This window comes from Parviterribacter multiflagellatus, from assembly GCF_056863265.1.
Genome location: NZ_JBXPIZ010000012.1, coordinates 235,873 through 248,052, shown reverse-complemented (window position 1 = coordinate 248,052; position 12,180 = coordinate 235,873). Strand labels below are relative to the sequence as shown.

At 75.4% G+C, this 12,180-nt stretch carries 8 protein-coding genes; 4 read left to right on the top strand and 4 right to left on the bottom strand.

What is annotated here, in order from left to right; all coding sequences use genetic code 11:
* The first annotated feature begins 6 nt into the window (after positions 1-6).
* Positions 7-2,247 (top strand): type IA DNA topoisomerase, encoded by a 2,241-nt coding sequence (locus tag AC1UE5_RS24865; RefSeq protein WP_482928627.1) that lies wholly within the window; start codon positions 7-9, stop codon positions 2,245-2,247.
* 9 nt (positions 2,248-2,256) lie between these two features.
* Here AC1UE5_RS24865 and AC1UE5_RS24860 read toward each other — a convergent pair whose 3' ends face one another.
* Together AC1UE5_RS24860 and AC1UE5_RS24855 are read right to left on the bottom strand one after the other, a co-directional pair.
* Complete coding sequence (locus tag AC1UE5_RS24860; protein ID WP_482928626.1) at positions 2,257-2,748, bottom strand: DUF4190 domain-containing protein; 492 nt, start codon at positions 2,746-2,748, stop codon at positions 2,257-2,259.
* 47 nt (positions 2,749-2,795) lie between these two features.
* Positions 2,796-3,101 carry a DUF4190 domain-containing protein gene (locus AC1UE5_RS24855; RefSeq protein WP_482928625.1) on the bottom strand — a complete coding sequence of 102 codons (306 nt, stop codon included), beginning with the start codon at positions 3,099-3,101 and terminating at the stop codon, positions 2,796-2,798.
* A gap of 71 nt (positions 3,102-3,172) precedes the next feature.
* Here AC1UE5_RS24855 and AC1UE5_RS24850 point away from each other — a divergent pair, with 71 nt between their 5' ends.
* Complete coding sequence (locus AC1UE5_RS24850) at positions 3,173-3,475, top strand: DUF2752 domain-containing protein (protein ID WP_482928624.1); 303 nt, start codon at positions 3,173-3,175, stop codon at positions 3,473-3,475.
* On the opposite strand, the gene uvsE is transcribed toward AC1UE5_RS24850, so the two are convergent.
* Positions 3,472-4,425 carry a UV DNA damage repair endonuclease UvsE gene (gene uvsE, locus AC1UE5_RS24845; protein WP_482928623.1) on the bottom strand — a complete coding sequence of 318 codons (954 nt, stop codon included), beginning with the start codon at positions 4,423-4,425 and terminating at the stop codon, positions 3,472-3,474. The genes AC1UE5_RS24850 and uvsE overlap by 4 nt on opposite strands.
* Before the next feature lie 53 nt (positions 4,426-4,478).
* On the opposite strand from uvsE, the gene AC1UE5_RS24840 reads away from it, so the two are divergent.
* Positions 4,479-7,541, top strand: coding sequence for a PD-(D/E)XK nuclease family protein (locus AC1UE5_RS24840; protein ID WP_482928622.1), 3,063 nt, complete (start codon positions 4,479-4,481; stop codon positions 7,539-7,541).
* Positions 7,538-11,155 (top strand): UvrD-helicase domain-containing protein, encoded by a 3,618-nt coding sequence (locus tag AC1UE5_RS24835; RefSeq protein WP_482928621.1) that lies wholly within the window; start codon positions 7,538-7,540, stop codon positions 11,153-11,155. The genes AC1UE5_RS24840 and AC1UE5_RS24835 overlap by 4 nt, the downstream gene beginning before the upstream one ends.
* Here AC1UE5_RS24835 and AC1UE5_RS24830 read toward each other — a convergent pair.
* Positions 11,152-12,174 (bottom strand): YihY/virulence factor BrkB family protein, encoded by a 1,023-nt coding sequence (locus tag AC1UE5_RS24830; protein WP_482928620.1) that lies wholly within the window; start codon positions 12,172-12,174, stop codon positions 11,152-11,154. The genes AC1UE5_RS24835 and AC1UE5_RS24830 overlap by 4 nt on opposite strands.
* Between the last annotated feature and the right edge of the window lie 6 nt (positions 12,175-12,180).

The window sequence follows — 12,180 nt, the reverse complement described above, 5'->3', positions numbered from 1 at the left end:
GCCTTCATGGCCAAGACCCTCGTGATCGCCGAGAAGCCCTCCGTCGGGCGTGATCTCTCGCGCGTCCTTCCCGGACCGTTCGAGAAGCACGAGGGCTACCTCGAGGGGCCCGACCACGTCCTCACGTGGGCGGTCGGCCATCTCGTGCAGCTCGCCGAGCCCGAGCAGTACGACCCCAAGTTCAAGAAGTGGCGGATGGCCGACCTGCCGATCGTGCCGGACAAGTTCAAGCTGGTCGTCCGGGACGAGCGCTCCAAGAAGCAGATGGCGGTCGTCACCAAGCAGCTCAAGCGCGACGACGTCGCCACCGCGATCAACGCGTGCGACGCCGGCCGCGAGGGCGAGCTGATCTTCGCGTACCTGTACGAGAAGGCCGGCGCGAAGAAGCCGGTCGAGCGGCTGTGGCTCTCGTCGATGACCGACGCGGCGATGCGCGACGCCTTCACCCGTCTGCGCCCCGCGGCGGAGCTCAAGCAGCTCGAGGAGGCCGCGCGCTCGCGCTCGGAGGCCGACTGGGTCGTCGGCATGAACGCCACGCGCGCCGCGACGATCCGCCTGCGCAGCAGCTTCGACGGCGCCGTCTCGCTCGGCCGCGTCCAGACGCCGACGCTCGCGATCCTCGCCCGCCGCGAGGAGGAGATCCGGGCGTTCAAGCCCGAGCCGTACTGGCTGGTCGACGCGACGTTCGAGGCCGACGGCGCGCGGCGCTACGAGGGCCGCTTCCACGCCGGCGCCAACCCGCGGATCACCACCGCCGACGAGGCGAAGGCGATCGTCGACGCGGTCAAGGGCCAGCGCGGCACGATCACCAAGCTCGACAAGACGAAGCGCAAGGAGAAGGCGCCGCTCCTCTACGACCTGACGTCGCTGCAGCGGGACGCCAACACGCGCTTCGGCTTCTCCGCGCGCCGCACGCTCGCGGCCGCGCAGCGGCTCTACGAGGAGCACAAGGCGCTCACGTACCCGCGCACGAGCTCGCGCTTCCTGAGCACCGACATGGTCGACGAGCTCAAGCCGATCGCGCAGCTCGTCGGCGGCAACCGCGAGTACACGAAGGCCGCGCAGTACGTCACCGGGCTGGACGTCCTGCCGCTCAGCCGCGTGATCAACGACGAGAAGGTCACCGACCACCACGCGATCATCCCGACGAAGGCCGAGCACCGCGTCGACAAGATGAACTCGGACGACCAGCGCGTGTACGACCTGGTCGTGCGCCGGTACCTCGCCGCGTTCCACCCCGACGCCGAGTTCGAGAACACGCGGGTCGAGACCACCGTCGCCGAGTACGTCTTCCGCACGCGCGGCAAGGTCCTGCTCGTCCCCGGCTGGCGCGGCGTCTACGGCGAGCTGGCCGACGACGGCGGCGCCGACACCGAGGACGAGGGGCGCGACCAGACGCTGCCCAAGCTCGAGAAGGGCGAGGACGTCGACACGAAGACGGTCGAGTCGCTCGAGCGCGAGACCAAGCCGCCACGCCGTTACTCCGACGCGTCGCTGCTGGGCGCGATGGAGACCGCCGGCAAGCTCGTCGACGACGACGAGCTGCGTGAGGCGATGAAGGACTCGGGCATCGGCACCCCGGCCACGCGCGCGGCGATCATCGAGCGCCTGATCGACGTCGGCTACGTCGAGCGCGAGGCGCGGGCGCTGGTCGTGACCGAGAAGGGCCTCAACGTCGTCAAGTTCCTCGGCGAGCACCCGCTCACGTCCCCGTCGCTGACGGGCGACTGGGAGGCGCGGCTGGCCAAGATCGAGACGGGCGAGGACTCGCGGCGCAAGTTCATGAGCGACATCGCGGCGTTCGCCGGCGCCACGGTGCAGGAGCTCGACGCGAAGCTCAAGGACGTCAAGATCCCGCGCGCGACGCTGGGCCCGTGCCCGGTCTGCGGCCGCACGATCAACGAGAACCGCAAGGGCTACTCGTGCTGGTCGCGCGAGGACCCGGGCTGCGGGTTCGTGATCTGGAAGGCCAAGGCGGGCAAGCAGCTGCCGGTCGCGGTCGCCAAGGAGCTGATCGCCACCGGCCGCACCGAGAAGCCGGTGACCGGCTTCAAGGGCCGCTCGGGCAAGACGTTCCGCGCGCGCCTGGCGCTGCAGCAGGGCGAGGACGGCAAGTGGCGGGTCGAGTTCGATGAGCCCTGGGCCCGCGAGGGGGCCAAGCCGCCGGACGAGGAGACCGCCGCCGAGCAGCAGGCCGGTACGGGGACGGCCGAGGAGCAGGCCGCGACGGAGACCGCCGCGGCCTGAGCCGGCCGGCTACTCCGGCAGGATCGGCACGCCGGCGATGGCGAGCCCGATCACCACGAGCCCCAGCACGAACCCGACCCACCCGAGGTTGACGCCCCAGTTCGCCTGCCCGCGGTTGCCGTAGCGGGCCGGCTGGGCGTCCATGTCGCTCTGCGCCTGCTTGCCGAGCACGATCCCGGCGACGCTGAAGACGACGGGGCAGAGGAACAGGCCGACGACGCTCAGGGCGAGCGACGCGGTCGCCTTGCCGTGGCTCTCCCCGCCGCCCCCGCCGCCGTACGGCACCGGCGGAGCGGCCTGGCCCGGCCACGGGGACGTCCCCTTGGCGGGCGGCGCGGCGGGCTGCGGCGGGTATGGGTCCGCCGGCGGCGGCGTGTAGCTCGCGTCGCTGGGCGGGAGCCAGCCGTCGGGGGCGGCCGCCGGGGGCCGAACCGGCTCGTCGCCGCCGGTCGGGGGCAGCCAGCCGCCGGGGGCGGGGTCGTCGGGGCGCTCGTCGGGCACGGGCGGAAGGTACCGCGCCGTGCCCGGTGCGCGCCGAGGCGGTGGCGTCAGGCCGCGGCGGCGATGACCACCAAGAGGACGAAGAGCGCGGTCAGGCCGAGGCTGACCCAGCCGAGGACCGCGCCGGCCTTCGCGAGCCCCGCGCCGGACATGCCCGGGTGCGCGGCGATCTCGTCCTGCGCCCGCCGGCCGAGCACGACCGCGGCGATCGGCGCGATGATCGGGATCAGCACGAGGCCGAGGATGCCTAGGACCAGCGACGCGGTCGCCTTGCCGGAAGACGCGCCGGCGCCGTCGCCGGCGGCTGCAGTGGGTGCGGGACGGCCAGGGAACTCGGGTGAGGCGGTGCTCATGCGAAGGGTCTCCTTTCCGGTGGCTCGAAAGCGGAGTTCCCCGCTCGCTGGCGCGCTTACACTCCGACTTCGTGCCCGACCTGATCTGCCCGTTCCGGGCGGCGACCGGCCTCCCGTGCCCGCTGTGCGGCTCGACCCGCGCCGTCGTCCTCGCGGTGCAGGGCGACCCGGGGTTCGTCCGCTACAACGCGGTGGCGGTGGTCGTGCTCGCGGTGGTCGCGGTGTGGCTCGCCGTGCGGGGCGTCGCGGCGTGGCGGGGCGTCGCCGTGCCGCTCCCGCTGCCCCGGGGCCGGCCGCTGGCGGCGGTGGTCGTCGCCGTCGCGGCGCTCGCCTGGGCGTGGGCGCTGGCGCACCGGGACACGATCGTCACCTAGGCCGCCGTCGCGAGCGGGACGCCGCGGGCGGCGAGCTGCTCGCGCAGGCGCAGCAGCGCGAGGTCCTTGCCCTTCGCCTCCAGCATCACGTCGAAGTCGCGCAGCCCCGCGGCCGTCTCGCGGAGGAAGTGCTCGAACCCGATCGGGTCGATGAGGTCGGCGTGGGCGCCCAGCTGGGGGAGGACCGGGACGCGCTCCGTCCTTCTCCCGACCTTGCGCACCTTCTCCTCCAGCGCGGTCTTGGGCGTCGAGTAGTGGATCTTGGGCGTGACCTCGTCCGGCCAGGTGGCGAGCGCGAGCCCGAGCGCCTCGCGATCGGGGATGCGGTGCGGATCGTGGCAGTGGTGGTGCAGGACGTCCCATGCGACCGGGCGGCCGATCCGCTGGCTCAGGTCCAGGACGTCCGTGAGCGCGAACGTGCGGTCGTCGTTCTCGATGACGAGCCGCCGCTGCGCGGCGTCCGACAGCAGCGCGAACCCGCGCTCGAACCGCTCCAACGCCGCCTCCGTGCCGCCCGCGCCGCCGCCGACGTGCAGGATCACCACCGACTCGGGGCCCAGCCCCATCGCGTCCATCAGCTCAGCCTGGACCTCCAGCTCCACCGCCGCCAGCCGCCGCACCTCGGGGTCCTCGGAGTTGAGGACCGTGTACTGGCCGGGGTGGGTGGTGAGCCGGATGCCGCGCTCGCGGGCGAGCGCCCCGACCTGCGCCAGCTCGGCCGCGAACCGCCGCGGCTGGTCGCGGAACCGCGTGTGCTCGGGGTGGCTCGCGTAGGGCGCCAGCGCGGTCGCCATCCGGTAGAAGCTCAGGTCGTGGTCGTCGCAGTAGCCGAGGATCGCGCGGAGGTGCTCGAGCGAGACGCCGAGGCTGGGATCGGACTGCCAGCGGCGCGTGTCGTGGGAGGGAAGTCCGCCGGCCCCGAGGACCTTGACGGCGAAGCCGAGACGCATCCGTGCGCGACTACCCGGAACGCGTCCGCCGTCCGCGCCACGATGGAGGGCCCGTGTCGCTGACCCTCGTCACCGGACCCGCGAACGCCGAGAAGGCCGGCGTCGTCCTCGGCCGCCTGCGCGAGCTGCTGGAGCGCGAGCCGATCCTCGTCGTGCCCACGGCGCCGGACGTCGACCGCTACCGGCATGAGCTGGCGGGCGAGGGGCTGGTGTTCGGCGCGCGGGTCGAGACGTTCGACCGGCTGCTGCGGGAGATCGGGCGCCGCGCGGGCGTCGGCGGCTCCCCGCTGGGCCGGCTGGCGCGCGAGCGCGTGGCGCTGGCGGCGGCGGCCGACGCGAAGCTCGAGCTGCTCGCCGGGTCGGCGACGACGCCGGGGTTCGCGGCTGCGGCCTGCGCGCTGTTCGACGAGCTGGAGGCCGAGCGCATCACGCCGCAGCGGCTCGTGACGGCGCTGCGCGCCTGGGCGGCGGAGGACACCGCGCGCGGGCCCTACGGCGAGGAGCTCGGGCGCCTGTACTCCGCGTACCGCAACCGGCTGGAGCGGCTGGAGCGGCGCGACCCCACGCTGCAGCACGTCGCGGCGCTCGACGCGCTGCGCGAGGACGGCGCGCGCTGGGGCGCCACGCCGGTCCTCCTCTACGGCTTCGACGACCTCTCGGCGCTCCAGCGCGACGCGGTGCTGACGCTCGCCGGAACGGGCGCGGAGGTTGTGGTGTCGCTCACCTACGAGCCCGGACGGCACGCGTTCGCGGCCCGCGGCGCGACCGTCAACGCGCTGGCGCCGGTCGCCGACGACACGGTCGTCCTGGAGCCGAACGCCGCGCACTACGCGCCCGCGTCGCGCGAGGTGCTGCACCACCTGGAGCGGCGCCTGTTCGAGGAGCTGCCCGAGGACGTGGTGGCGCCGGAGATCGCGGCGCCCGCGCCGGCGGCGGACGAGCCGCTGACGCTGTTCGACGACCTCGCCATGCGGACCGGGGTGGAGGACCCGCCCGGGAGCGCCATCGCGCTGTCGCGCAGCGCCGCCGGCGCGGCCGCGGAGCCGGTGGCCGCCGCGCGCGTCGACCCCGGCGAGGCGGTGACGTTCCTCGAGGGCGGCGGCGAGCGCGCGGAGCTGGAGCTGGTGGCGGTCGAGGTCGCGCGGCTGCTGCGCGAGGGCGTCCCCGCCGAGGAGATCGCCGTCGTCCTCCGCCAGCCCGACGAGGCGGCGGCGCTCGTGGCGCAGGTCTTCGAGGCGTACGGCGTGCCGGTCGCGCTCCAGCAGCGCACGCAGCTCGGCCACACCGCGCTCGGCCGCGGCCTCGTCGCGCTGCTGCGCGCGGCCACCGGCGGCACCGCGCAGGACCTGCTCGCGTTCCTGCGCACGCCCGGCCGGGTGCGCAACGAACGGTGGGTCGACGCGCTGGAAGCCGAGATCCGCCGCACCGGCGCGCGCACGGCCGACGCGGCGCGCGCGCTGTGGGAGCGCCGGCACCCCGATCTGCCGCTCGGCGCGCTCGACCGCGTGGCGGGCGCCCACCGGCGCGGGCCCGCGGAGCTGCTGGAGCGGCTCGACGCCGAGCTGGCGACGCTCTTCGCGGCGCCGCACCGGCGCGCCGCGCCGGTCCTCACCGCCCGTGAGGCGGCGAGCGCGCAGGTGCTCGCGGCCGGCAAGCGCGCGCTGGCGGACCTCGCCGACGCTGCCGCGCACGACGCCCGCCTGATCCCGCCGCCCGAAGAGCTGGCGTCGCTGCTCGCCGCCGTCGAGGTGCGCGTCGGCGAGCGCGCGGCCGCGGGCGCCGTCCAGGTCACCGATCCCCAGTCGCTGCGCGCCCGCCGCGTCCGCGCGCTGTTCCTGTGCCGGATGCAGGAGCGCGCGTTCCCCGCGCCCGCGCGGCCCGAGGCGTTCCTCGGCGACGACGAGCGGCGGGCGATCAACGCGGCGTCTGGTCTGCGGCTGGCCGCCCACGAGGACGTGCTCGGGGTCGAGCGCTACCTCCTCTACGCGACGGTCTCGCGGCCGGAGGAGCGGCTCTACGTCTCCTGGCACGCGGCCGACGACGAGGGCGACCCCGAGGTGCGCTCGGCGTTCGTCGACGACATCGCGCTGCTGCTCGACCCGCGCGCGATGGACGAGCGCCGCCGGCGCGACCTCGGCGCCGTCGGGTGGGGCGTGGACGCCGCTCCCACCGATCGCGAGCGGCTGCGGGCTGCCGCGGCTGCCGAGCCGCCGGTGCGCGAGGCGGTCGCCCAGCCGCTGCGACACCCCGCGATCCTCGAGGCGCTGCGGGCGCGCGACACGTGGTCGGCGTCGGCGCTGGAGGCGTGGGCGTCCTGCCCGGTCAAGTGGTTCGTCGAGCGGTGGCTGGCGCCGGGCGGGCTGGAGCCCGACCCCGAGGCGATGGTCCGCGGCGACCTGGCCCACCGGGTGCTGGAGGAGGCGCTGCGGCGGCTCACCGACGCGGGCGCGCTGACGCCCGCGCGGCTGCCCGAGGCGCGCGAGGCGGTGACGACCGCGCTGGACCGGTTCGCCGACCGCTTCCCGATGTCGGTCGACCCGTCCCGGCGCCGCGCGATGCGGCGGCGGCTGGAGGCCGACCTGCTCCGCTACGTGGAGGCCGCCGCGTACAGCCGTACGGCGTTCGTGCCGCGCCACTTCGAGCAGGAGTTCGAGGTGCAGGCGGCGCCCGGGGTGCGGCTGCGCGGGCGGATCGACCGCGTCGACGTGCAGGAGCGCGGCGGCCGCGCGGACGCCGCGATCGTCTACGACTACAAGGGCAAGTCGGCCTACTCCGCCAAGAAGTGGGAGGAGGAGGGGCGCTTCCAGCTCGCGGTCTACGCGCTCGCGGCGCGGGAGCTGCTCGGGCTGGAGCCCGTCGGCGCGCTCTACCAGCCGCTCGGGGCGGAGGACCTGCGGCCGCGCGGCGCGATCCGCGACGACGCCGACGAGCAGCTGCCGGTCTACCGGGACGACCGGCTCTCAGCCGAGGAGCTCACTGCGGTCCTGGACGGGGCGCTCGAGCTGGCGGTGCAGGCCGCGGGCGAGGCGAAGTCCGGCGCGCTGGAGCCCAAGCCCGAGCGGTGCGCGTGGGGCGGCGGCTGCGCGTACCCGACGATCTGCCGGTGCGAGGGATGAGCACGGCCCCGTCGATCGAGGTGCACGGGCCGGGCGGCCGGCCGTTCACCGACGAGCAGGCCCGGGCGGTCCTGCAGCGCGACGGCGACCTGCTGCTCAGCGCGGCGGCGGGCTCCGGCAAGACCTCGGTGCTGGTGGAGCGGTTCGTCCGGCTCGTCACCGAGGACGGGTTCACGCCCGGCCAGGTGCTCGCGATCACGTTCACCGAGAAGGCGGCGGGCGAGCTGCGCCACCGTGTGCGCGAGCGGCTGCTGGAGCTGGGCGAGCGCGACCTCGCGCGCGAGGCCGAGGGCGCGTGGATCTCGACCATCCACGGGTTCTGCGCGCGGCTCCTGCGCGGCCATGCGGTGGCGGCCGGGCTCGATCCGGCGTTCACGGTGCTCGACGAGACCGTGTCGCGCGGGCTGCGCCAGCAGGCGTGGGACCGCGCGTTCGCGGCGTGGCTGTCCGAGCGCGGGGACGCCGCGCTGGATCTCGCCGCTGCCTTCACCGCCGACCGGCTGCGCGAGGCGATCGAGGAGGTCTACGGCGTCCTGCGCTCGGAGGGCCACACGCGCCCGCGCCTGCCGGTGCCGCCGCCCGCGCCGCTGCCGGCGTCGGAGGCGCTGCTGGCCGCGCGGGAGGTCGCGCTGCGGTCGCTCGATCCGGACGACACGCGCGCCACGGTGCTCAAGGCGCTGCGCGCGCTGGAGCGGTGCCGCGAGGTGTTCGCGCTGCTCGGGCCCGACGCGGTGCCCGAGCCGGGGCTGCTGGACCAGGCGTGCTTCAAGCCGGGGTCCACCAAGGCGCTGAAGACCGACGAGATCGCGGGCTACCTCGCGGCGCACGCCGAGTACGCGGGCGCGTGCGCGGCGTACCGGGCGTCGCGGGCGGCGGCGGAGCTGGACGCGCTGCTCGACGGCTACGCGACCGCCTACGCCGACGCCAAGCGGGCGATCTCGGGGCTCGACTTCGACGACCTGGAGCTGCTCGCGCGCGACCTGATGGTCGACTCGCCGGCGGTGCGGCGGGCGACGCAGGAGCGGTTCGCGCGGGTGATGGTCGACGAGTTCCAGGACTCCTCGCCGCGGCAGGTCGTGCTGTTCGACCTCGTCGCCTCGGGCAACCTCTTCGTCGTCGGCGACGAGCTGCAGTCGATCTACGGCTTCCGCCACGCGGACGTCGAGGTCTTCCGCAAGCGGCGCGCCGACTTGGCGACCACCGACCGCGCCGCGCTGCTGACGCGCAACTTCCGCTCCCGCGCGCCGGTGCTGGAGGCGGTCAACACGGCGTTCGCGGACCGGTTCGGGGCGGGCTTCTCGCCGCTCGTGCCCGGGCGCAGCGACGCCTGGGACGGCGCGCCGGAGGTCGAGGTGCTCGTGACCGGCGCGGACGGGTGGGACGACGTCGACCTCGGCGGCCTCCCGCGCGCGCAGGCGTGGCGGCACGCCGAGGCGCGGCTGCTCGCGCAGCGGCTGGCGGAGCTGGTGCGCGACGGCACGCCGCCGGAGGACGTCGTGGTGCTCCTGCGCTCCGCGACCGACCTGCCGGTGTACGAGCGGGCGCTGGAGGAGGCCGGGCTGCAGACGCTCGCCGCGGGCGGCCGCGGCTACTGGGGCCGCCAGGTCGTCCGCGACCTCTGCGCGTGGCTCGCCGCGCTCGCCAACCCCGCCGACGAGGAGCAGCTCTACGGCGTCCTCGCCTCGCCGCTGGTCGGGCTCTCCACCGACGCCCTCGCGCTGGTCGCCGGCGCGGGGGAGGGGTACGTCTGGCCCGTCATCGACGCCGCGTTCGGCGGTGCCCCCGTGCCGCCGCCCGCCGCCGGAGCGCCCTCCTCCGCGGGCGCTTCGGAGGAGGACGCCTCCGCCCCTCCCGCGGACCCTGCGCGCGAGCGCGAGATGCGGATGTTCCTCCGGGCGCGGCAGGCGGCCCAGACCCTGCCCGACCTGCTCCCCGACGCCGACCGCGAGCGCCTCGCCGCCTTCCGCGCGCGGTTCGCCCACGAGCGCCGCGCGCTCCCGACGCTTCCGATGGACGCGGTGCTGCGGCGGGCGATCGAGGCGAGCGACTACGACCTGCACGTGCTGCGGCTGCCCGGCGGTGCACGGCGGCTCGCGAACGTCCACAAGCTCCTGCGCCTCACCGCCGACCACGAGCGCGTCCACGGCCGCGACGTGCGCGGGCTGGTCGACCGGGCGAACGAGGAGCTCGAGGCCGACGCGCGCGAGACCGACGCGCCCGTCGAGCTGGGCGACGCGAAGGCCGTGCGGCTCATGACGATGCACGCCGCGAAGGGGCTGGAGTTCCCGGTCGTCGCGGTGGCGGACCTCGGGCGCGGCGCGCGCGGGCAGGATCCGGCGGTGCTCGTCGGCAAGGAGCGTCTGGGCATCCGGCTGCCCTCCATTGGCGGCGGCCGCGAGCAGGGCCTGGACTACGCCGAGCTGCGCGACGAGCGCCGCGCGGCGGAGGCGGCCGAGGAGGATCGCGTCCTCTACGTCGCGCTCACCCGCGCCCGCGAGCGGCTCATCGTCAGCGGGGCGCTCAAGCTCGACCCGTGGCCCGACCCGGGCCGCCCGAACGTCGCGCCGATCGCCTGGCTCGCGCCCGCGCTGGCCGGCGGCGTCGCGCCGATCGTCGAGTCGATCGGTGACGGGCCGCTCGTCACACCTCGCGCGCGGCTGCTCGTGTCGACACCCGAGACGGTCGGCACGGTGCTCCGCCACGAGTCGCTCGCGCCCGCCGGCCAGGACCTCCCGCTCGCCCCGCCGCCGCCCGCGCGCGAGCCCGCCGCGTTGCCGGAAGGCCCGCCGCCGCAGCCGCGCTCGCTCTCGTACACCGCGCTCTCGCTGTGGCGCAAGTGCGGCTACCGCTTCTACCTCCAGCGCATCCTGCGGCTCCCCGAGGAGGAGGACGCGCGGCCGCCCGCGCGGGAGGCCGGCGGGCGCCTCGATCCCCGCACGCGCGGCTCGATCGCGCACGCCGCGCTGGAGCGCGAGGGCGAGACGCGCGCGCTCGTCACCGAGGCCGCCGCGCGGTTCGGGGTGGAGCTGACGCCGGAGGAGCTCGACGACATCGCCGGCCTGGTCGACGCGTTCGGGCAGACGCCGTACGCCGATCGCGTCGCCGCGGCCGACCGCATCCGGCGCGAGCACACGTTCAGCTTCCCGCTCGGCGGCACGATGCTCAACGGCGTCGTCGACCTCCTCGCGCACGAGGAGGACGGCACCGCGCTGGTGCTCGACTACAAGACCGACCGCATCGCGCCCGACGACACCCCGCAGGCGCTCGTCGACCGCGACTACGACATCCAGCAGCGCCTCTACGCGCTCGCGGTCCTCACGTCGGGCGCCCCCGGCGTCGAGGTCGCCTACGTCTTCCTCGAGCGCCCGCACGAGCCGGTCAGCGCGACGTTCACCCAGGCCGACCGCCCGCGCCTCGAGCACGAGCTCCACGCGCTCGCCAAGGGTCCACTCACCGGCCACTTCCCCGTCGCCCCCGAGCCGCACCTCGGCCTCTGCGCCGGCTGCCCCGGCCGCCGCGCCCTCTGCATCCACCCCGAGGAGCTCACCGGCCGCGAGCTCCCAACCGCCCCCTCCGAGCTCGACCCCGACGCGAGCGCCAGCGGTCGCGCCTAGCGTCCGCCCGGGCCCTTCTCCGTCACGTCGTCCGTGTCCCGCGCCGCGGGCGGTGCGGGGATCGTGCCTGTCGGGTCGGCGGGGGTGGGTGGGGGCGAGGGTGGCGGTGGGCCGCCGCGGCCGGCGAGCTGCGCGCGTTCGATCTCGCCGTTGAGCTCGCCGCCGAGGAGGAACGCGAGCGAGGTCAGGTAGAGCCAGAGGAGCAGGACGATCGCGCCCGCGAAGGCGCCGTAGGTCGCGCCGTAGTTGCCGAAGTTCGAGACGTAGAAGAAGAAGGCGCCGGACGCGAGGATCCAGATCACCACGCCGAGGACCGCGCCGGGCGAGATCCACTGGAAGCGGCGGTGCTCGAGGTCGGGCGCGTACGCGTAGATGATCGCGAACACGAGCATCATCGCCGCCAGGGCCACGACCCAGCGGGCGTAGAGCCAGATCGCCGCGCCGGTGGAGCCGAGGCCGATCGTGCCGAACAGGTCCTCCGCGATCCCGCCGCCGAGGAACACGCACACGAGCGCGACGATCGCGAGCACGATCACCACGCCCGTCCACGCGATGTCCTGCAGCTTCTTGCGCGCGAACCCGCGGTCGTCGTCCACGCCGTAGACCTTGTTCATCGCCCGGCCCGCCGCGCCGAACGCGCCCGACGCGCCGTTCACACCCAGCACGAGGCCGACGACCAGGCCGAAGCCCACCTTCGCGCCGCTCGACTCGATCAGGCTCTGCAGCGACGCCTCGACGGCGTCGATGACGTCGTCCGGCGCGCCCGCGTCCTCGAGGTACTGCACCGAGTCGGTGACGAGCGACTGCTGCCCGAACAGGCCGAGCAGCGACACCGCCACCAGCAGCCCGGGGAAGAGCGACATCACCAGGTAGTACGTCATCGACGCGCCCCAGTCGGTCATCCCGTGCGCCTGGAACATCTTCACGGCCCGCTTGAGCGAGCCGAGCAGCGCCGGGCGCGGCGCCGGCTCGACGTACGCCTCGCGCGCGGGGCCGACCGGGCCGGGGGTCGTCGTCATCGGCGA